This window comes from Pantoea sp. B550 (assembly GCF_024158165.1).
Lineage (GTDB): Bacteria > Pseudomonadota > Gammaproteobacteria > Enterobacterales > Enterobacteriaceae > Pantoea > Pantoea alfalfae.
Window position 1 is genome coordinate 385,256 of sequence record NZ_JAMYXI010000003.1, and the last position, 19,334, is coordinate 404,589.

20 protein-coding genes are annotated in these 19,334 nt (G+C 61.4%); 2 read left to right on the top strand and 18 right to left on the bottom strand.

Features of this window, described 5'->3' with window-relative positions:
* The first annotated feature begins 134 nt into the window (after positions 1 to 134).
* A complete protein-coding gene (locus NIM72_RS04965; RefSeq protein WP_253419080.1) occupies positions 135 to 878 on the top strand; it encodes a response regulator in 744 nt (247 codons plus the stop codon).
* Between the two features lie 15 nt (positions 879 to 893).
* Here the strand turns inward: NIM72_RS04965 and NIM72_RS04970 are convergent, their stop codons facing one another.
* From NIM72_RS04970 to NIM72_RS04985, 4 genes are all read right to left on the bottom strand, one after another.
* Complete coding sequence (locus NIM72_RS04970) at positions 894 to 1,577, bottom strand: D-lyxose/D-mannose family sugar isomerase (RefSeq protein ID WP_253419083.1); 684 nt, start codon at positions 1,575 to 1,577, stop codon at positions 894 to 896.
* Between the two features lie 44 nt (positions 1,578 to 1,621).
* On the bottom strand, positions 1,622 to 2,560 hold the full coding sequence (locus tag NIM72_RS04975; protein ID WP_161736000.1) for an ABC transporter substrate-binding protein: 939 nt from the start codon (positions 2,558 to 2,560) through the stop codon (positions 1,622 to 1,624).
* Between the two features lie 89 nt (positions 2,561 to 2,649).
* Positions 2,650 to 3,630: a ribose ABC transporter permease gene (locus tag NIM72_RS04980; RefSeq protein WP_161736001.1), complete on the bottom strand. Its 981-nt coding sequence runs from the start codon at positions 3,628 to 3,630 to the stop codon at positions 2,650 to 2,652.
* Between the two features lie 10 nt (positions 3,631 to 3,640).
* Positions 3,641 to 5,155 (bottom strand): sugar ABC transporter ATP-binding protein, encoded by a 1,515-nt coding sequence (locus NIM72_RS04985; RefSeq protein ID WP_253419086.1) that lies wholly within the window; start codon positions 5,153 to 5,155, stop codon positions 3,641 to 3,643.
* A gap of 147 nt (positions 5,156 to 5,302) precedes the next feature.
* Here NIM72_RS04985 and NIM72_RS04990 point away from each other — a divergent pair, with 147 nt between their 5' ends.
* Positions 5,303 to 7,912, top strand: a complete 2,610-nt coding sequence (locus tag NIM72_RS04990; RefSeq protein WP_161736003.1) for an ATP-binding protein — start codon at positions 5,303 to 5,305, stop codon at positions 7,910 to 7,912.
* Here NIM72_RS04990 and phnE (NIM72_RS04995) read toward each other — a convergent pair.
* The 14 genes from phnE (NIM72_RS04995) to phnF all read right to left on the bottom strand — a co-directional run bounded on the left by phnE (NIM72_RS04995) (position 7,866) and on the right by phnF (position 19,114).
* Entirely contained in the window at positions 7,866 to 8,750 is an 885-nt protein-coding gene (gene phnE / locus NIM72_RS04995) for a phosphonate ABC transporter, permease protein PhnE (RefSeq protein WP_161736004.1), read from the bottom strand. The genes NIM72_RS04990 and phnE (NIM72_RS04995) overlap by 47 nt on opposite strands.
* Positions 8,747 to 9,607: a phosphonate ABC transporter, permease protein PhnE gene (gene phnE, locus NIM72_RS05000; protein WP_222925317.1), complete on the bottom strand. Its 861-nt coding sequence runs from the start codon at positions 9,605 to 9,607 to the stop codon at positions 8,747 to 8,749. The genes phnE (NIM72_RS04995) and phnE (NIM72_RS05000) overlap by 4 nt, the downstream gene beginning before the upstream one ends.
* Before the next feature lie 92 nt (positions 9,608 to 9,699).
* Positions 9,700 to 10,626: a phosphonate ABC transporter substrate-binding protein gene (phnD, locus tag NIM72_RS05005; RefSeq protein WP_161736006.1), complete on the bottom strand. Its 927-nt coding sequence runs from the start codon at positions 10,624 to 10,626 to the stop codon at positions 9,700 to 9,702.
* 26 nt (positions 10,627 to 10,652) lie between these two features.
* The gene (gene phnC / locus NIM72_RS05010) at positions 10,653 to 11,483 is read right to left on the bottom strand and encodes a phosphonate ABC transporter ATP-binding protein (protein ID WP_161736007.1); all 831 of its coding nucleotides are present in this window, start codon (positions 11,481 to 11,483) and stop codon (positions 10,653 to 10,655) included.
* Positions 11,484 to 11,561: 78 nt separating this feature from the next.
* A complete protein-coding gene (gene phnP, locus NIM72_RS05015) occupies positions 11,562 to 12,332 on the bottom strand; it encodes a phosphonate metabolism protein PhnP (protein WP_253419089.1) in 771 nt (256 codons plus the stop codon).
* Positions 12,329 to 12,865 (bottom strand): ribose 1,5-bisphosphokinase, encoded by a 537-nt coding sequence (gene phnN, locus NIM72_RS05020; RefSeq protein ID WP_161736009.1) that lies wholly within the window; start codon positions 12,863 to 12,865, stop codon positions 12,329 to 12,331. The genes phnP and phnN overlap by 4 nt, the downstream gene beginning before the upstream one ends.
* Entirely contained in the window at positions 12,865 to 14,001 is a 1,137-nt protein-coding gene (gene phnM / locus NIM72_RS05025) for an alpha-D-ribose 1-methylphosphonate 5-triphosphate diphosphatase (RefSeq protein ID WP_161736010.1), read from the bottom strand. Before phnM ends, phnN begins: the two co-directional genes overlap by 1 nt.
* A complete protein-coding gene (gene phnL / locus NIM72_RS05030; protein WP_253419093.1) occupies positions 13,998 to 14,711 on the bottom strand; it encodes a phosphonate C-P lyase system protein PhnL in 714 nt (237 codons plus the stop codon). The genes phnM and phnL overlap by 4 nt, the downstream gene beginning before the upstream one ends.
* Positions 14,712 to 15,473, bottom strand: a complete 762-nt coding sequence (phnK, locus tag NIM72_RS05035; protein ID WP_161736012.1) for a phosphonate C-P lyase system protein PhnK — start codon at positions 15,471 to 15,473, stop codon at positions 14,712 to 14,714.
* Positions 15,463 to 16,311, bottom strand: a complete 849-nt coding sequence (locus NIM72_RS05040) for an alpha-D-ribose 1-methylphosphonate 5-phosphate C-P-lyase PhnJ (protein ID WP_253419095.1) — start codon at positions 16,309 to 16,311, stop codon at positions 15,463 to 15,465. The genes phnK and NIM72_RS05040 overlap by 11 nt, the downstream gene beginning before the upstream one ends.
* Positions 16,304 to 17,380: a carbon-phosphorus lyase complex subunit PhnI gene (locus tag NIM72_RS05045; protein ID WP_161736014.1), complete on the bottom strand. Its 1,077-nt coding sequence runs from the start codon at positions 17,378 to 17,380 to the stop codon at positions 16,304 to 16,306. The genes NIM72_RS05040 and NIM72_RS05045 overlap by 8 nt, the downstream gene beginning before the upstream one ends.
* Positions 17,380 to 17,955 carry a phosphonate C-P lyase system protein PhnH gene (gene phnH, locus NIM72_RS05050; protein WP_090959849.1) on the bottom strand — a complete coding sequence of 192 codons (576 nt, stop codon included), beginning with the start codon at positions 17,953 to 17,955 and terminating at the stop codon, positions 17,380 to 17,382. The genes NIM72_RS05045 and phnH overlap by 1 nt, the downstream gene beginning before the upstream one ends.
* A complete protein-coding gene (phnG, locus tag NIM72_RS05055; RefSeq protein WP_161736015.1) occupies positions 17,955 to 18,401 on the bottom strand; it encodes a phosphonate C-P lyase system protein PhnG in 447 nt (148 codons plus the stop codon). The genes phnH and phnG overlap by 1 nt, the downstream gene beginning before the upstream one ends.
* Entirely contained in the window at positions 18,401 to 19,114 is a 714-nt protein-coding gene (gene phnF, locus NIM72_RS05060) for a phosphonate metabolism transcriptional regulator PhnF (RefSeq protein ID WP_222925471.1), read from the bottom strand. The genes phnG and phnF overlap by 1 nt, the downstream gene beginning before the upstream one ends.
* Positions 19,115 to 19,334 lie beyond the last annotated feature (220 nt).

The following is a 19,334-nucleotide window of genomic DNA, read 5'->3' on the forward strand; positions in this document are numbered from 1 at the left end:
GAAAACTCTGCGCCAGCGCACGCTTCCATACTCTCACAGGCGAAGCGGGTCACGTTTCAGCACGCTGCCTCAGCAACCTTTTCTGGCCTGTGTAGACTCCAGAATTAACTCTTTCGTAACATTGAGGCCGCGCCATGAAGCCAGCGATTTTGGTGGTGGATGATGATCCTGCTGTCTGCGATGTCCTGCAGGATGCGTTAAGTGAACATCTGTTAACGGTCTACCGCTGTCATCAGGGACGCGAAGCGCTATCGATGCTCAACGCGCACCCGGAGATTTCGCTGGTGATGCTGGATATGATGCTGCCCGATACCAACGGTTTACTGGTGCTGCAGCAGCTTCAGCGGCAACGACCGGAAGTGCTGGTGATTATGCTGACCGGCATGGGTTCAGAAGCGGAGATGGTAGTCGGTCTGGAGATGGGCGCAGACGACTACATCGCCAAACCCTTTAATCCCCGCGTGGTAGTGGCGCGCGCTTGGGCGGCCCTGCGTCGCAGCGGGCGTATCGCACAGGCCGATCCTGAACAGGCGGGCTGGCGTTTTGGCGGCTGGCAACTGGACGATGGCCGCTGCCAGCTGTTTAATCCGCAGCGCGAACTTGTGCCGCTGACCCAGGGAGAATACAGTCTGCTGCGGGCGCTGGTGCGTCACGCCCGCAAGGTGCTGACCCGCGATCAGCTGCTGGAGCTGACCCACAGCGAAAGTCTCGATGTGTTTGACCGCACCATCGACGTGCTCATCATGCGGCTGCGCCGTAAAATTGAAACTAACCCGCATCAGCCTGACCTGATCCGCACCATCCGCGGGCTGGGTTACGTCTTTTCGGCCGATGTGGTGAAACCCGATTCGACAACGCGTGCCAGTCAGATTGCCTGATTACGCCTGCCGCGCTCAGGATAGCCAGTCCGAATAATCGTTGCACAGCAGCCAGCGCGGCGCTTCATCCTCATTCAGTGGATTAAAACGGGCCAGCGGCGTCAGAAACACGTTGTCCTTTTCATCATCGTTGGGCATTGATACCTCGCCCACCAGCACATCGCCGAAGCCGCTTTCGCCCCAGAAACTGTGCCAGACGCCCGCCTCCAGCGTTACGCTTTCACCCGGAGAGAGCCGCAGTTGTGAACCGGCAGCATGAATCTGGCGCAGGCCATCCAGCGACACTGCCACCGGCGAGTCAGCCAGCCCGTCACCGTCGCGGTTATGCAGTTCGACAATCAGGTTGCCGCCGCCGCGATTGATGATGTCTTCCATCTTGCGCGGATGATAGTGCATCGGCGTCAGTTGCCCTTCACGCACGTGCATTATCTTCTCGGCGTAGGGTTTATGCCACGGCTGCCCGCCCGGCGAGCCGTTACGAAGGGTAAACAGCGTCAGGCCGGTCTGCATAAAATCTGCAGCGCCAAAACTGGTGAGGTCCCAGCCCAGCCGCAGCGCCAGAATCTCCTGTATCACGTTGCGATCCTGAGCGCGCCACTGGCTGACGCTGTAATCGGCCCACGGCGTCAGATGCACATCCTGCTGCCGGAAAAACTCGCGGGTATGTTGCAGATAAGAGTTAACCTCTGAACGTTGCATAGTGGCCTCCTGAGAGCGGCACCCGAAGGGTGCCACATTAAAGCCTATTTCACCGTCCAGCCCTGATAGCTGCCGATATTATTGCGGTCGATCAGTTTCACCGGGATCAGCACGGGCTTATCCGGGGCCGGTTTGCCCTGCAGGATGTCATAGCCAATCTCAACCGCTTTGGCCGCCATGACCTGCGGGTCCTGCGCAGGCGTCGCAACGAACAGTGAATTCTTGCGCTTCAGCGCCTCTTCACCGTCTGGCGAGCCATCGACGCCAACGATAAAGAACTCACTGCGCTGCGCCTGTTTCGCGGCTAAATCGGCACCAATCGCGGTCGGGTCGTTGATAGCAAAGACCGCATCGATTTTCGGGTTAGCCGAGAGCAGACCGGTCATGACTTCCAGTCCGCCTTCACGACTGCCTTTGGCGTTCTGGTTGTAGGAGAGCAGCTTGATATCCGGATGGGTTTTCAGCTCATTCATGCAGCCTTCAACGCGGTTCTGTACGGCTGAAACCGGCGGTCCGTTGATGATCACCACGTTGCCTTTGTTCTTCAGGCGGTCAGAAATATATTTACAGGCCATCGCGCCCGCCTCGGTGTTATCGGAGGTGATGGTCGCATTCGCGCCATCGGCTGCCACGTCGACCGCCACCACCACGATACCGGCGTCACGCGCCCGCTTCACCGCCGGGGCGATCCCTTTGGAGTCAGCGGCATTGAGGATAATCATGTCGACTTTGGCCGCGATAAAGTTATCAATCTGGCCGACCTGCTGACCGAGATCGTAACCGCTGGAGACCAGCGTCACGTTGACCTTATCGCCCGCCAGCTGACGCGCCTTCATCTCTGCGCCTTTGGTGATCTGCACGAAGAAGGGGTTAGCGAGATCGCCGACCGTGACGCCAATAGATTTGAGTTCTTTTGCCTGAGCCAGGCCGGTGCTGAGCAGCGTCGCCGCCAGCAGCCCGGTTACAATCGGATTAAAACGCATAGACCTTCTCCTGCTGTTTTTAGGTGCCAACCACTTAATGGCGTTTTTTGGGTGGCGGAGGCGACACGGCGCATCCGCCCTTTTCAGCCTCAACTCACATGATGTCGGGTACGGTATTTGTCGATCAGGACCGCGATGATGATCACCGCCCCCTTGATCACCAGTTGCCAGAAATAGGAGACGCCCATCAGCGTCATGCCGTTATTCAGCGTGGCAATAATCAGTGCGCCAATCAGGGTGCCGGTGATGGTACCAATGCCGCCGACAAAGCTGGTGCCGCCGAGGATCACCGCCGCAATCGCATCCAGCTCGTAGCCGACGCCGAGGTTGCCGTTGGCGCTGTAGAGCCGCGAGGCGCTCATTAAGCCGCCCAGCCCCGACAGCAGGCCGCTCATGCCGTAGACAAACAGCAGCACCACGCCAACCTTGATGCCGGTAAGACGCGCCGCCTGGATGTTGCCGCCGACCGCGTAGATATGGACGCCCAGCGTGGTGCGACGCAGGATGAACCAGCAGATGGCGATTACCGCAAAGGCAATCACAATCAGCCACGGCACCGGCCCGAGATAGCCGTTACCAATCCACTCAAAGTTAATATCGGAGTTAATCACCGTGGTGCCGTTCGCCAGCAGATAGGCCGCCCCGCGCAGCGCAGTGTAGGTGCCGAGCGTGACAATAAAGGGCGGCAACCCGGCCCAGGCGACGAGGATACCGTTGAACAGCCCCATCACCAGGCCCGCGCCCAGCGCCATCGGAATAGTCAGGGAGGCGAGCATCGGATCCAGCGACGCCACCAGCGCGACCACCGCCGTAGTGCCCAGCATCGATCCCACCGACAGGTCGATGCCGCCGGTCAGAATGACAAAGGTCATGCCCGCCGCCAGCACGATGTTGATCGACGCCTGACGGGTAATGTTGAGCAGGTTCGCTTCGGTAAAGAAGTTGGGCGTAACGAACCCAAATACCGCCACGATCAGGATAAGAATCGGCAGGATACCCACCGTTTGCAGCAGATCGCCCATCAGGGCGCGTTTCAGCGTCGGCGCTTTGGTGCGGGCCAGTTGTGACATGATGGTCTCCTCAGATTTCGCCTGCTGACGTGCTGTGCGCACCGGTTGCCAGCGTCATAATGTTTTCCTGACTGATGTGGCTGCCCTCAAGCTCACCGACGATGGTGCCTTCGTGCATCACGTAAACGCGGTCGCTCATCCCGACCACTTCCGGCAGTTCGCTGGAGATCATTAAAATCGCCACACCCTGCCGCGCCATCGCCTGCATCATGCGGTAGATCTCGCTTTTCGCGCCGACATCGACGCCGCGCGTCGGCTCATCCAGGATCAGAATGCGCGGGCCAATCGCCACCCAGCGTGAGATCAGCAGCTTCTGCTGGTTGCCGCCCGACAGGCCGCCTGCACGGACCTGAGCGTGTGGTACACGAATATTGAGTGAGGCGATCGCCTCCGTCGCGATGGTCTGTCCTTTACGGCGGTTGAGCATGCCGTAACTCGAATCGCGCTCCAGCGTCGCCATGACGATGTTCTCCTGCGCCGCCATCTCCAGAAACAGCCCCTGCTCTTTGCGGTTCTCAGTGAGAAAACCGATACCGCGCGCAATCGCATCACGCGGCGAATGAATAGTGACCTTCTCGCCGTCGATCCAGATCTCACCCTGTTTCGGCTTGTGTACGCCAAAGATCAGCTGTGCCAGTTCACTGCGGCCTGCGCCCACCAGACCGGCCAGGCCGACTATTTCCCCGGCCCGCACCGCCAGACTGCTGGGATGCACTTTGCCGCCGTCGGCGAGGTGATTCACTGCCAGCCGGATGTCGCCCAACGGGATAGCCCGGTCTTTGTTAAACAGGTCGCTGAGCGGCCGCCCGACCATCATCCGCACCAGTTCACTGGCATTGAGCTGGTCACGGGTCAGGCTGCCCACATACTCCCCGTCACGCAGCACGCTGACGCGATCGGACAGCTCATAGACCTCCGCCATGCGGTGGCTGATATAGATAATGGCCATGCCTTCGCTGCGCAGCCGTTTAATCAGCGCAAAAAGCTGTTCGGTTTCGCGATTAGAGAGCGCGGCGGTCGGCTCATCCATCACCAGGATGCGGCTGTTGCGTTGCAGCGCGCGGGCGATCTCCACCTGCTGCTGCTCGGCGATGCTCAATCGACTCACCAGATCCCAGGCGCTGAACTGCGCGCCGAGCCGGTCAATCACCCGCTGCGCCTCTTCGGCCATCTGCCGCCGCTTCACCAGCCCGCCGGGTGCGATTTCGCTGCCGAGAAAAATGTTCTCCGCCACCGTCAGATTGGGTGCCAGGTTGATCTCCTGATAAATCAGGGTGATCCCGGCGGCCAGCGCCTCTTTCGGCCCCTTAATCGTATAGGGCCTGCCTTCAATGAGAATTTCCCCGCTGCTGGCGGTATAGGCACCGGCCAGAATCTTCATCAGTGTGCTTTTACCCGCGCCGTTCTCTCCCATCAGCGCATGAACCTCACCAGGATACACCGTGAGGTCAACGCCCTTCAGGGCATAAAAATTGCCGAAGCGCCGGGTAATGCCCCGCATTTCCAGTATCGGTGTGGCTGTCATCGCCCTGCTCCTGCGGACTGTGGATAGCCGCCAGTTAAGCAACACCAGATAAACGGAAAATGTCAGCCGCCATTCATATTTGTCATAAATGCCCGACATCACGCTCCTATACTCGGCCCACTGTTGCAGTGATGAAGAGGTCGTGGGATGCAGCGCAGTTATCCGTGGCAGGCCGGGGCACGTGGCCGCCTGTTGCTGTTCAATCTGCTGGTAGTGTCGGTCACGCTGATGGTGAGCGTGGTGGCGATTATCGGCTTTCGTCATGCCGGGGCGATTCAGGAGCAGGCGCAGGCGCAGACGCTGGCGGATATGAACGGCAGCCTGGCGCTGGCACGTGACACCGCCAACGTGGCGACAGCAGCGGTGCGGCTGTCTCAGGTGGTCGGGGCGCTGGAGTATCAGAGCGAATCACAGCGGCTGCAGCAGAATCAGCAGGCGTTGCAGCAGTCGCTGAGCCTGCTGGCCAGCGCGCCGCTGGCGGCCCGTCAGCCGGAGCGCATCGCCCGGATCCGCGCGCGCAGCCTGATGCTGGAACAGACGATTAACAGCCTGCTGCTGAACGGCCATCAGCGGCATCTGCAGCGCAACAACATGCTGAGCGATCTGTGGCAGACGCAGATTCTGCTCAGCCATATCGACCAGCGGGTGCAGCTGGAACAGCGGACGCGACCGGATGCCGCACTGCGCGAGCAGACCGAACGGCTGATCACTATCGCCATCCGTACACCCTCGCCCATCGCCGTGATTGAGCAGCTTCAGCAGATCATGACGCAGTGGCGCACGGTGCCGCTGACGGGGATCACCGGTCAGCAGGTACAGCGGCTGCTGGTCACTCAGCAGCGCCTGCTGCCGCTGGCGGAGGCGCTGGAGCAGAGTGACCTGGCGATCGCCTACGCCACCTACCGGATTAAAGCGCTGGTCGCGATGCTGAACGACGATATCAATGCGTCGGTGCAGCAGGTCGCATTGCAGAGCGAGGCGCGCACCCAGGCCACCCATCACGAACTCGACTCCATCATCGGCTTTATCGCGCTATTTGTGCTGCTGGCGCTGGCGATCACCGGGTACGCCGGGATCTATATCTACCGCAATCTTGGGTCGAGCCTGACGGCGATTGCCGGGGCGATGACGCGGCTGGCGCAGGGCGAGCAGAACGTCAGCGTGCCGGGATTGCAGCGGCGCGACGAGCTGGGCGAGCTGGCGCGCGCCTTTAACGTCTTTGCCCGCAATACCGCCTCGCTGGCGCATACCTCACGTCTGCTGAAAGAGAAAAGCAATCAGCTGGAATCCACGTTTCTGGCGATGCGCGACGGCTTTGCCCTGTTCGATCACCACGGTCAGCTGGTGGTGTGGAATGCCCAGTATGCCGAGCTGCTGGGTATCGCGCCGCGTGAGCTGCATCGTGGCGTCCATTATCAGCAACTGCTGGCTCCGCTGGCGGTCGATCTGCACGATCCCGGCGAACCGCAGGAGATCCGGCTGGCCGATGGCCGGACACTGGAGCTGCGCTTCAGCCCGATCCCCCGGCGCGGCATGGTCAATACCGTGCTGGATCGGACCTCGCGCAAAACGCTGGAGGAGGCGCTACAGCACAGCCAGAAGATGAAGGCGGTCGGTCAGCTGACCGGCGGCCTGGCGCACGACTTCAACAATCTGCTGGCGGTGATTATCGGCAGTCTGGCGCTGACTGAAGGCCAGCTGATGCCCGGCCCGCTGGCGACCCGGATAGAGCGGGCGCGGCAGGCCGCCGATCGCGCCGCCCAGCTGACGCAGCGGCTGCTGGCGTTTTCACGCAAGCAGGCGCTCTATCCCCGCGCGGTGTCGGTGGTGACGCTGGTGGATAACCTGCAGAGCCTGTTGCAACACTCGCTGCTGCCGGGACAGCAGCTGGTTATTGATGCGCAGCGTCCTGGCTGGCTGGCCTGGATTGATGCCAGCCAGCTGGAGAATGCGCTGATGAATCTGGTGGTAAACGCGCGCGATGCGATGTATCAGCAAAGCGGCGAAATCCGGCTGCGCATCTGGAATCAGCGTCGTCCGGAAGCAGGCGAGAAAAGTGACAGGGTCACAATAGAGGTCATCGATCGCGGTTGTGGCATGTCCGCCGAGGTTCGCGAGCAGGTTTTCGAGCCCTTCTTCACCACCAAAGCCACCGGCAGCGGCAGCGGACTGGGGCTGTCGATGGTTTACGGCTTTGTGCGACAGTCAGGCGGGCAGATCGAACTGGAAACCGCGCCGGGCCAGGGCACCACGGTGCGGCTGCTGTTGCCGCGCGCTTCGGAAGCCGCCGCCACTGCCGCGATCGCCCCGCCACCGCCAAAGCCCGCGGAGGCAGAGGCAGCGAACAACCGGCTGATACTGGTGCTGGATGATGAACCGGCGGTGCGCCAGACGCTGTGCGAGCATCTGCATCAGCTGGGGTATCTGACGCTGGAGTGTGGTGATGGTGAAGCGGCGCTGGCGCTGCTGCGCCAGACGCCTGATATCGACCTGCTGATCAGCGATCTGATGCTGCCCGGCGAGATCAATGGTGCAGAGGTGATCCGCCAGGCGCAGCAGAACTGGCCGCAGCTGGCGACGCTGCTTATCAGCGGTCAGGATCTGCGCCACCAGCCGGTGACGCTGCCGCTGTGCGAACGACTGGCGAAACCCTGGCAGCAGGCCCAGCTGGTGCAGGCGCTGCAGCGCGCCTGGCAGCGCAGCGAGCGACTTAATCGCGCGCAGCAGGCTGCCACAACGGCACCGGCTTGCCACTGATGTAGCGCTTACGCAGGCGGCTGGAGATCACATCCATCACCATGACCACTACCACCAGGATCAGCGTCAGGAACATCACCACATCCCAGTTCCACAGCCGCATGTTCTCGGCATAGACCAGGCCGACGCCACCCGCGCCGACAAAGCCCAGCACCGCCGCCGAGCGGGTATTAGACTCAATCTGGTAAAGGCTCAGCGCCAGGAACTGCGGAAATGACTGGGTGAAGATGCCGAACCGGTGTTTCTGCAGACTGTTGGCCCCGACCGCGCCCAGCCCGCGACTGGGCGAGCGCTCCACCGCTTCATGCCCTTCGGCGTACAGCTTACCGAGCAGGCCGACATCCTGCAGGATAATCGCCAGCACCCCGGCCAGCGGCCCCATCCCCACCGCTCGCACGAATATCAGCCCCCAGATCGCCATATCGATGCCGCGTAACACATCGAACAGACGCCGCACCAGAAACGCCAGCGGCTTCGCAGCGCGATCGTGCATCACATTGCGTGCCGCCAGAAACGACAGCGGCAGCGCCAGCAGCGAGGCAGTCAGCGTGCCGGCAAAGACAATCCCTAAGGTGATGCCGACCTGCGACAGATAGTAGCCAAACGGCCAGTTCACGAAATCGTGCCAGACAAACATCCGCAGGAAATAGCGCCCCAGCTGCTGACAGCCCATCAGCAAACGCGACCACTCCAGACCAAATACCGAGAAGAAAAAGAGGTAGTAGAGCAGCACTGCCAGTGTCATCAGCGCCAGGCGACGCAGATAGCGCGGCTGTGCGGCGAAGAGTTCACGATGCTGCTGCTTCATTAGCGCGATATCGGGAACGGTGCTTATCATGTCCTGTCTCCTGTGACACGGCGACGAAGCTGGCCGGAGAGCGTATCCAGCAGCGACACCACAATCAGGATCAGCAGCAGCGTGATACTGACCTGATCGTAGCGGTCCAGTTTGATATTGGTCATCAGCTCCTGGCCGATGCCACCTGCGCCGACCAGCCCAAGAATGGTGGAGGAGCGAAAGTTAATCTCCAGCCGCATAAAGCTGTAGGAGAGAAAGATCGGTTTCACCTGTGGCCAGAAGGCGAAACGCATCCGCTGCAGCTTGCTGGCACCGCAGGCGGCCAGACCGCGCACCGGCTTATCCGACGCCGACTCAATCGCCTCGTAAAACAGCTTGGTCAGGCTGCCCACGGTGTGCAGCGCCAGCGCCAGAAAACCAGGGATCGCGCCGATGCCAAACGCCATGACAAACATCACCGCCCACGCCAGCTCTGGCATGGTGCGCAGAAAGGCAACACAGGCGCGAATAGTCATCCGCACGCTGACCGGCGTCTGGGTGTTGTCGGCGGCGAAAAAGGCCAGCACTGCGGCCAGTGCCACCGCCACCAGCGTCGAGGCCAGCGCCAGTTGCAGCGTTTCCCAGATCAGCGGCAGCTGAATCGGCAGACGGTAGCCCCAGTAAGCCAGCGAGCCACTGGTTTTGCCGTCAGCAAACAGCAGCGGCAGATGCAGCACCGGCAGGATTTCGTGCAGGTAGTCGAAGAAGTGCGGCAGCGACTGCCAGACGGTGAGCAGATTAAATTCTGCCACCCTGCCCGCCGCCAGATAGAGCGCCACCAGCAGCAGTGACCACAACAGCGTGTCACGCTTCTGCTGACGGCGGATGCGTTGGTAATAGTGTTCGAAGTCGGTCAAAGGGGTTCTCCGGCGCTAAAGCAGCGGGACGCAGGCGGGGTTGCCGCGTCCCGCCTTTCCCGCCTGGGCAGGAAAAGTCAGGAAGTCCGGCCTTAGCCGCGGCTGCCTTTCATCAGGTCACGTTTCATATCGATGATATTTTTGTAATCAGCGACCGTCGCCTCACCGATATGCTGCTCACCGCCTACCGCTTTCACGAAGCAGGCGTGATCTTCCTTATCCAGCTTTTTAATCGCCGACACCACTTTCGCTTTAAAGTCAGCGGGCAGCTTGTTGCTGACCAGCACCGGGCCGTTGGGGATCAGCGGTGACTGCCAGATAATGCGGATCTGCTTCATCAGATCCGGATGGTCCATACGGATCAGACGGCCAAATGCGCCAGAGGTGTAGCCGCTGTTGTAGTCACCGACCAGCGAGGTCCAGGTGACCGCGCCATCGAACTGGTTGTTCAGCACGCCCAGAATGTCCTGCTCATGGCCGCCAGAGAAGGTGACGCTGGAGAAGGTGTTGTTATATTTGTCATCCACCGAGCCGCCGAACATCTTCTTAAACGCCTGGTTTGGCATCAGGAAACCGGACGTCGAGTCGGGATCGGCCATACCGAAAGATTTGCCCTTCAGGTCTTCCAGCTTTTTATACGGGCTGTCCGCTTTAACGATGACGACAGAGTGGTAGCCACGTGACTGATCTTTGTCATCCACCACAATGCCGACCACGTCTACCGCTTTCGGGTCCTGAATGTAGACCGAGGCAAACGAAGCCGGTGACATGCTCAGTACCATATCGATCTTGCCGCCCAGCAGGCCCTGAATCACGCCCGAATAGTCAGAGGCGTTGCGCATCTGGGTATCCACACCCAGCTCTTTATCAAAGAAGGTCTTCACACACTGATTATCGCCAATCTGCTGGGTGGCGTTCTGCCCGCCCAGAATCCCCAGATTAAGCTGTTTCGGCGCATCCGCTGCGCTGACACCAAACGCCATGACAGGGGTCAGAAGTGCTAAAGAAGTCAGTTTCATTCGGAATTATTCTCTTACTGTGGACGTTAATGGATTTGGTTAAGTTCATCACCGTACAGCTGGTGCAGCAGGCTGTCGGTGAGTCGGGAAGGATGGCCGTCAAACAGCACCACGCCGCGCTGGATGCCAATCACACGGGTGCAATAGCTTTTCACCAGCTCAATCGAGTGCAGGTTGACCATGACGCTGATGCCCTGCTCGCTGACCTGACGCAGTACATCCATGATGCGTTTGGTATTTTTAGGGTCGAGCGACGCCACCGGCTCATCGGCCAGCAGGATTTTGGGGTTCTGCATTAATGCGCGACAGATCGCCACGCGCTGCATCTGACCGCCAGAGAGGTTTTCCGCCCGCTGCAGCGCCTGCGGCAGCATGTTCATCCACTGCAGCAGTTCGATGGCGTGCGCCCGGTCCTGGTCAGAGAAGATTTTAAAGAAAGACTTCAGCGTGCCGGTCTGGCTCAGACGGCCCAGCAGCACGTTGGTCAGCACGTCGAGTCGCGGCACCAGACAGAAGTCCTGAAAGATCATGCCGCACTGGCTGCGCCATTCGCGCAGCTGGCGGCTGTTGAGCGTGACCACGTTACGATCGGCTTCGCCTTCATGCAGGCTTATAATCGCGCCGGACGTGGCGTTAATCGTGCCGTTGAGCATATGCAGCAGGGTCGATTTACCCGCGCCCGAGCGGCCAATCACCGCCACCAGTTCACCGGCGTGCAGGTCGAAACTAACCTGATCCAGCACCTGGGTGTCGCCGTAGGCTTTGCTCAGTTTCTGCACCGACAACACTTTTTGTCCGCTGTGGCTGGCCGGTGGTACGTCGTTATCGACCACCGTTTTCAGAAGTGCCTGTGCCATGCTGTTCTCCGTCATCGCTGATTGCGTCTGCCGGTTATTAAGGCGTGGCGCGATGAACGCGGGATGACAGCAAGATGATCAAACCGTGACAGGCCAGTGCGCACCGCACAGCAATGTCTGACCGTCACGGGCAGGCTGCACACCCTCAGACAACGGGTTTTCGGCTAACCAGTTATCCATCTCATGACTGAGGTGGGTCAGCCACGTCTGACGCGGCTGAAGCAGCGCCGCAATCGCCAGTGCCCGGGTCACATCATTGTGATTACGCGGTTCGGCACGGGGCGGATCGTTGCAGTCAATCACCAGTTGATCCAGCGGCTGGCCGCGCAGGAAGTCGGCGGTGTCGGGTGGCAATCCGCAGGTATCACACAGCCAGGCGAGCCGGGTGCCATGCCAGTCGAACAGATAGCCGTGCGTCAGCTTCGAGTGTTGCAGGGGCAGCGGCGTGACCTGCAATTCACCGAAGGCGTGCGCCACAAACGGCGTTAAGGCGGGACGGAAATCGAGCAGGCCAGGGTGTTTATAGAGATCGTCACAGCCTCGCGGATCGGGTGGACCCCAGACCGGAATCGGTGCGCCCACTCCCCAGCGCAGCGCAAACAGGCCCTGCACATGATCCATGTGGTAATGGGTCAGCAGAATGCGCGTCAGCGTGCCGGGCGGAAAGCGCGACGCCAGCAGCGGCAGACCGGCATCCAGCAGGATTCGCTCGTGGCCAAACTCAATCAGCGCACTGCAGGCCGCACGCGCATGGGCGCTATTGCGCTGCGCCCGCTGGCAGGCGCGACAGTCGCAGCCCGGCAGCGGTGCCGCAGTCACCCCGCCGGTACCCAGAAAAGTGAGTTTCATTGATGCGCCTCCAGTATCTGGCGCAGCTGGCAGACGGTATCCGCCAGCGCGCCGTCGTTGTTGAGAATAAGGCAGCCATCGGGCTGCGGCTGAGCGGCGCGCGCCAGCCGCCGGGCGATCTCCGCCTCATCTTCCCGTCCGCGCTGACGCAGCCGCGCCGCCAGTACCGCGGGCGACACCTGCAGACAGACCGGCAGCAGCTGCGCACCAAACCGCGCCTGCGCCTGGGCCAGATGCAGCCGCGACCCGTTCACCACCACATTCTGCCCGCGCAACAGCCATTGCTCGGTCTCACAGCCGATGCCGTAGCGGAAACCGTGCGCCTCCCAGCTCACCGCAAACAGGCCGAGTGCGGCGCGACGCTCAAACTCCGCCTCAGTCAGCGCCACATGGTTTTCACCGCCCGCATCGGCGGCGCGGGTAATGTAGCGATGGGCGATCAGCAGCCGGGGCGGCGGTGACGCCCGCAGCGCATCCAGCAGGCTGTCTTTACCTGAACCCGAGGGACCGGTGAGCCAGATCAGCCGCGCCATCAGTAAACCTGCCGACCTTTGCTCCAGACGTGCCGCACGTGCGGGTAGCCGTGTGCGGTGTGCGCCAGCACCAGATCGGCGCGGCAGCCCTCGGCGATCACACCGCGATCCTCCAGCCCTAGCGCGCGGGCCGGGTTACAGGTCACCAGTGCAATCGCCTGCGCCATGCCGAGGCTGTTGCGCTCATCATCTGCCAGCCGGAACGCCGCATCCAGCAGGCTGGCCGGGTAGTAATCGGATGACAGAATATTCAGCAGGCCGTGTGACGCCAGTTCCCAGGCGGCAACGTTGCCGGAGTGCGAGCCGCCGCGCACGATGTTGGGCGCGCCCATCAGCACCTGCATGTTGCGATAGCGTGAGGCGCGAGCCGCCTCCAGCGTGGTCGGAAACTCCGCGATGCGGCTGCCTGCCGCATGGGACTCCTCCACGTGCGCCGCGGTAGCGTCATCGTGGCTGGCAATGGCGATGCCATGTTCGCGGCACAGTCCGGCAATCGCCTGACGATTGGGCTGCGACCACGCTGCCGCCAGAGTGAGCTGGTCATGCTCGAACTGATCCATCTCGGCGTCGTTGAGCTGATATTTGCCCTGATAATATTCGCGATATTTGGTCAGCGACGCATACTGGCGCTGGCCCGGCGAATGGTCCATCAGCGACACCAGCGCCAGTTCCGGCGTGCCCATCAGCGCTTCAAACAGCGGCGCGGTGGTAGGATGCGGCAGTTCACAGCGCAGATGCAGCAGATGCTCGGCCCGGTTCAGCCCTTTACGGTTGCTGTCGCGGATGGCGTCGATCATCTTGCTGAGGTTATCCAGCCGGTGCCCGCCGTCGCGCACATCGCCCACGCCAATCGCGTCCAGCACAGTGGTGATGCCGCTGGAAACCATCAGCGCATCGTGGCTGCTCATCGCCGAATGTGCAGGCCAGTCCACTTTTGGCCGTGGGGTGAAAAACTTGTCGAGGTTATCGGTGTGCAGCTCCACCAGCCCCGGCAGCAGCCAGGCCCCTTCGCCATCCAGCGCGCCCGGCTGCTGGCTGGTGGTTTCGCTGAAGCTGCTGATGCGCTCATCACGAAACTCCAGCGATCCGTTCACCACTTCGTTTTCCAGCACCAGTCTGACGTTATTGATGATCATGCCTGCACTCCTGTGTCGGTCAGGTGCATCAGGTGCAGCCGGTCGGCTACCCGCTCGCGCACCGCCCGATCGTGAAAAATACCGACGATGGCGGCACCCCGGGCGCGCGCCTGTTCAATCAAACTCACTACCGCCGCGCTGTTGACGCTGTCGAGCGAGGCGGTGGGTTCATCCAGCAGCAGCACCGGATAGTCGGCGATAAAGCCGCGAGCGATGTTCACGCGCTGCTGCTCACCGCCGGAAAAGGTGGACGGGGCCAACGACCAGAGACGCTGCGGCACATTCAGCCGGGCCAGCAGTTCGGCGGCCCGCGCTTCGCAGAATTCACGATCCACGCCGCGCTCCAGCAGCGGCTGCATCACAATCTCCAGTGTCGGCACGCGCGGGATCACCCGCAGAAACTGGCTGACCCAGCCCAGCGTGTCACGGCGCAGGGCGATAATCTGACGCGCTGATGCCTGCGCCATATCGATCCATTCGCCCTGATGCGCCACGCGGATGTGGCCGCTGTCGGGCTGATAGTTGCCATAAAGCGCGCGCAGCAGCGTGGATTTGCCGCTACCAGAGCGACCGTGCAGCACCACGCATTCGCCCTCGCCTGCCGTCAGACTGGCGTTGTGCAGCACCGGCAGCGCCGCGCCGTTCTGATTGTGCAGCACAAAGGTTTTACACAGATTTTCTACACGCAGACGCGGAGTGTGAGTCGTCATTTAATTGAGCACCGAAGAGACCAGCAGTTGAGTGTAAGGATGATGAGGATCGTCCAGCACGCGGTCGGTCAGACCGCTCTCCACCACCCGCCCCTGTTTCATCACCAGCAGGCGATGCGCCAGCAGTCGCGCTACGCCGAGATCGTGAGTGACAATCACCACCGCCAGATTCAGCTCGCGCACCAGCGTTCGCAGCAGATCCAGCAGTCGCGCCTGCACCGAGACATCCAGCCCGCCGGTTGGCTCATCCATAAACATCAGCTGCGGCTGCGTCACCAGGTTGCGGGCAATCTGCAGACGCTGCTGCATCCCGCCGGAAAAGGTGGTCGGCAGATCGTCGATGCGACCGGCATCAATCTCTACCGCCTGTAACCAGCGGCTCGCCTCGGCGCGGATGTCGCCATAGTGGCGCTGCCCGGTCGCCATCAGCCGTTCGCCGATGTTGCCGCCCGCACTGACCTGCGAACGCAGTCCGTCCATCGGATGCTGATGTACTACGCCCCACTCGGTGCGCAGCAGGCGACGGCGATCGCTTTCACTCATCTGATAAAGGTTGCGGTTCTGATAAAGAATGCTGCCCTGCTGCGGCGTCAGACGCGCCGACAGGCTCTGCAGCAGCGTGGTTTTACCGGAGCCGGACTCGCCGACAATCCCCAGCACTTCACCGGGCCAGAGATCAAAACTGACCTGCTCAAACCCTTTGCCCGGCGCGTAAAGATGGGTGAGCTGGTTCACCGCAAGCAGCGGCTGTTCACTGTGCATGTTGCTGTTCCTGCTGCTGATGGCAAAAGTCGGTGTCGGAGCAGACAAACATCCGCGTTCCCTGATCGTCCATCACCACCTCATCGAGATAGCTGTGGCGCGAGCCGCACAGCGCGCAGGGTTCTTCCCACTGCTGCACGGTGAACGGGTGATCGTCGAAGTCGAGACTCTCCACGCGGGTATAAGGCGGCAAAGCGTAGATGCGCTTTTCACGCCCGGCACCAAACAGCTGCAACGCGGGCATCATGTGCATCTTCGGGTTATCGAATTTAGGGATGGGCGACGGATCCATCACGTAGCGATCGTTGACCCGCACCGGATAAGCGTAGGTGGTGGCGATATGCCCGTAGCGGGCGATATCTTCATACAGCTTCACCTGCATGATGCCGTACTCCTCCAGCGCGTGCATAGTGCGGGTCTCGGTTTCGCGCGGCTCAATAAAACGCAGTGGCTCCGGGATCGGCACCTGAAAAATCAGGATCTGATCCTCCTCCAGTGGCGTTTCCGGGATGCGATGGCGGGTCTGGATCAGCGTGGCATCGGCGGTGCGCTCGGTAGTGGCCGCGCCGCTGACCCGCTTAAAGAACTGGCGGATCGATACCGCATTCGTGGTGTCATCTGCGCCCTGATCGATCACCTTGAGCACATCCTGATCGCCAATCACGCTGGCGGTGATCTGGATGCCGCCAGTGCCCCAGCCGTAAGGCATCGGCATCTCGCGTCCGGCGAATGGCACCTGATAGCCGGGGATCGCCACCGCTTTCAGGATGGCGCGACGGAGGGTGCGTTTGGTCTGCTCGTCGAGATAGCCGTTGTTATAGCCGGTGAGTTCAGCCATGGTTGCGTTCCTGATAATCGTTCTGGAGCTGTTTCAGCAATTCCAGCTCGGCCTGAAAATCGACGTAGTGCGGCAGCTTGAGGTGCGAGACAAAGCCCGCCGCTTCGACGTTGTCGGCGTGCGACAGCACAAACTCTTCATCCTGCGCCGGGCTGGTCACACGCTCATTCTGCTCGCGGCTTTGCAGCGCGCGGTCTACCAGCGCCATCGCCATCGCTTTGCGTTCGGCACGGCCAAACACCAGCCCGTAACCCCGGGTAAACTGCGGCGCAGCATCATCGCTGTGGGCGACGCCGTTGACCATTTCACACTCCGTCAGCAGCAGTTCCCCGATCTCCAGCTCAAAACCCAGCTCTTCGGGACAGATGCTGACGCTGAGAGTGCCGGTGCGGATCTCACCGGCAAACGGATGGGTACGGCCATAGCCGCGCTGGGTCGAATAGCCCAGCGCCAGCAGAAACCCTTCGTCGCCGCGCACCAGCTGTTGCAGCCGCGCGGCGCGTGAGGCGGGAAAACTCACTGGCTCGCGGGTGATATCGACCGGCTCGCTGCCGTCATCCACCTCGCCAGCAGCCAGCCCTTCCTCGCTCATCATGCTGAACATATGGGGGCACTGGTCTGGCACCGGGCAATCGTCACGCGGCGCAGCGGGCGTTTCACCGTTAGCCAGCAGCGTGAAGTCGAGCAGCCGGTGGCTGTAGTCATAGGTTGGGCCCAGCACCTGGCCGCCCGGCAGATCTTTGTAGACCGCCGAGATGCGGCGTTCGATACGCATCGCACCGGTCGCCAGCGGCGTGCTCTCCGCCAGCCGTGGCAATGTGGTTCGATAAGCGCGCAGCAGAAAGATCGCCTCGACCAGATCGCCGCTGGCCTGCTTGATAGCCAGCGCCGCCAGTTGCGGATCGTAAATTCCGCCTTCGGTCATCACCCGGTCCACCGCCAGGCCCAGCTGCTGCGCCACCTGGTCACAGCCGAGTTCCGCTACTGCCCGATCCCCGCGTCGCAGATCGGCCTGCAGCTGGTGGGCATTAGAGATGGCTTTTTCGCCCCCTTTCACCGCGACATACATCAGCACACCTCCACAACGGTGGTGCGCGGCACGGCCATGATCGCTTCGCCACAGGTGAAGATCAGATCCACGCCCTGTGGAAACGGATGCGGACGGGTGCGCAGATATTCCAGTACGCTTTCCGGCAGCTGCGGCGCAATGGCGCGGGTTTCCCGCAGGCCGGGACCGGAGAGACGCAGCGTTAATCCGCCATTCAGCGACGGTACCTCGATAATCAGCGTGGTGCTTTTTTCCGGCGACATGTTGTCACCCGCCGCGAACTGCGTCGGATCCGGCTGCGCCGCCGCATGGCTCAGCGCGAAAGGGGCGTCCTGCTGCGTGGTGATGGGCGCGCCGGTGTGGAAGCGCAGATTGTTGCGCAGCTGTTCGTTGTCGATTTGCGCATCCAGCCAGACCGGACTTTCCTGGTCAACCAGCGTCAGCAGCAGCGCCGTGGCCGCCGGGGACAGTGCGCCCCAGCCCTGTTGCAGCGGCAGCGAGACCATTACGCCCGGTTCGCTCATCGCTTTCAGAATGCGGCGAAACGCGCGCTGTGCATCCGCGACCGGATGGTTAAAACTTGCCAGTAAAGTCATCAGTTATCTCCGCGAACCAGCGTAAAGAAATCCACTTTGCTGCTGGCGATTTCACGGGCGCGCAGCTGTCGCTGCTCATCGCGCCACGCTGCCAGCGGCGTAATAATCTTCTCTTCCAGCAAAAGCCGGGTTTCCGGCTGCTGCAACAGCGCATCCAGCAGGGCGCAGCGTTCGGCATGGGCTTTGTCGCGCCCTAACAGGTAGCTGTAGCCCAGGGTGCCGTCGCCCAGCTGCACCACTGCGCGCGTTACCGTTGCATCACCCATCACGAAGCGTTTTCCGGTAGCCCCCATCCGCGCCTGTAACCGCGTCAGCCCGATCTCTGCCGGACGAACCAGCGTGAATTCGGGCTGGAGATTAAGCGCCTGCCAGTGCGCTTCAAGCAGGGTGGCGCTGCTGTGTGCCAGCACCGACAGCCAGCGCTGGCGATCCGTTTGCTGTTCCATTAGTGCTCCAGAGTCAGTTCGATCATGTCGCCGCGCGTCAGGCTGACGGAGTATTCCGCCACCGCGCCATCACTGGTTTTGTTCAGGGTCCGCACGCAGAGCAGCGGCGCATGCAGCGCGATATCCAGCTGCCGACACTCCTTTGCCTGCGCCCGGCGGGTGCTGATACGCGTCTGGGTGCGCACCAGCTGTTTGCCGGTGTGCTCCACTAAGAAATCGTGCAGCGACCCGCTGTTAAATTGCTGCAGCTGTGGCCACCAGCTGAGGTCGGCGAGGAAATGGTTGATCAGGCAGAGCGGCACGCCGTTGGCGCGGCGCAGGGTGCGCAGGTGAATGACGTTTTCGCCCTCTTTTACGCCCAGCGCACTGGCGACGTCGTTGCTGGCCGGACGCAGCACCGCCAGCAGCCGTTCGCTGGTCGGGTGACTGCCCTGCTCCATCAGGTTCTGGCTAAAGCGCGCCTGCGCATGCAGCGGATAGTCATACGGGCGCATCAGCACCAGGATGCCGACGCCATGACGGCGCTGCAGCAGCCCTTTGTGCACCAGCTCATCGACAGCGCGGCGCAGGGTGTGGCGGTTCACCTCATAGTGATCGGCCAGCTGTTGTTCGGAAGGAAGATAGTCGCCGCAGCGGTAGCGCTCTTTCAGCGCCTGCTCCAGTTGTGCGGCAACAGCCTGATAGACAGTGGTCGGATGTCTGGATAACTCCATCACGATGAAATCCTCACGGGTTACAGAGTGGGAACGCAGTGATAAGACGCTGCGGGATGGGGTTAGCCTGAGGGACGCAGATGACAGAATAGTGACGCAGGGGTGAAGGTGGGGTGAATGTGAAAGTCGGGACAGAAGCCAGTTAAGGATAAAGAGGCGTCATGGGAATAGAGCTCAGGCCTGAAACCCTCTGCTCTGTTTGTCCGGGAACACTTTCAGG

Bases quoted from the DNA above. Each gene is read 5' to 3' on its own strand.
- NIM72_RS04965 (WP_253419080.1), top strand. From the start codon at position 135: ATGAAGCCAGCGATTTTGGTGGTGGATGATGATCCTGCTGTCTGCGAT.
- NIM72_RS04970 (WP_253419083.1), bottom strand. From the start codon at position 1,577: ATGCAACGTTCAGAGGTTAACTCTTATCTGCAACATACCCGCGAGTTT.
- NIM72_RS04975 (WP_161736000.1), bottom strand. From the start codon at position 2,560: ATGCGTTTTAATCCGATTGTAACCGGGCTGCTGGCGGCGACGCTGCTC.
- NIM72_RS04980 (WP_161736001.1), bottom strand. From the start codon at position 3,630: ATGTCACAACTGGCCCGCACCAAAGCGCCGACGCTGAAACGCGCCCTG.
- NIM72_RS04985 (WP_253419086.1), bottom strand. From the start codon at position 5,155: ATGACAGCCACACCGATACTGGAAATGCGGGGCATTACCCGGCGCTTC.
- NIM72_RS04990 (WP_161736003.1), top strand. From the start codon at position 5,303: ATGCAGCGCAGTTATCCGTGGCAGGCCGGGGCACGTGGCCGCCTGTTG.
- phnE (WP_161736004.1), bottom strand. From the start codon at position 8,750: ATGATAAGCACCGTTCCCGATATCGCGCTAATGAAGCAGCAGCATCGT.
- phnD (WP_161736006.1), bottom strand. From the start codon at position 10,626: ATGAAACTGACTTCTTTAGCACTTCTGACCCCTGTCATGGCGTTTGGT.
- phnC (WP_161736007.1), bottom strand. From the start codon at position 11,483: ATGGCACAGGCACTTCTGAAAACGGTGGTCGATAACGACGTACCACCG.
- phnP (WP_253419089.1), bottom strand. From the start codon at position 12,332: ATGAAACTCACTTTTCTGGGTACCGGCGGGGTGACTGCGGCACCGCTG.
- phnN (WP_161736009.1), bottom strand. From the start codon at position 12,865: ATGGCGCGGCTGATCTGGCTCACCGGTCCCTCGGGTTCAGGTAAAGAC.
- phnM (WP_161736010.1), bottom strand. From the start codon at position 14,001: ATGATCATCAATAACGTCAGACTGGTGCTGGAAAACGAAGTGGTGAAC.
- phnL (WP_253419093.1), bottom strand. From the start codon at position 14,711: ATGACGACTCACACTCCGCGTCTGCGTGTAGAAAATCTGTGTAAAACC.
- phnK (WP_161736012.1), bottom strand. From the start codon at position 15,473: ATGCACAGTGAACAGCCGCTGCTTGCGGTGAACCAGCTCACCCATCTT.
- NIM72_RS05040 (WP_253419095.1), bottom strand. From the start codon at position 16,311: ATGGCTGAACTCACCGGCTATAACAACGGCTATCTCGACGAGCAGACC.
- NIM72_RS05045 (WP_161736014.1), bottom strand. From the start codon at position 17,380: ATGTATGTCGCGGTGAAAGGGGGCGAAAAAGCCATCTCTAATGCCCAC.
- phnH (WP_090959849.1), bottom strand. From the start codon at position 17,955: ATGACTTTACTGGCAAGTTTTAACCATCCGGTCGCGGATGCACAGCGC.
- phnG (WP_161736015.1), bottom strand. From the start codon at position 18,401: ATGGAACAGCAAACGGATCGCCAGCGCTGGCTGTCGGTGCTGGCACAC.
- phnF (WP_222925471.1), bottom strand. From the start codon at position 19,114: ATGGAGTTATCCAGACATCCGACCACTGTCTATCAGGCTGTTGCCGCA.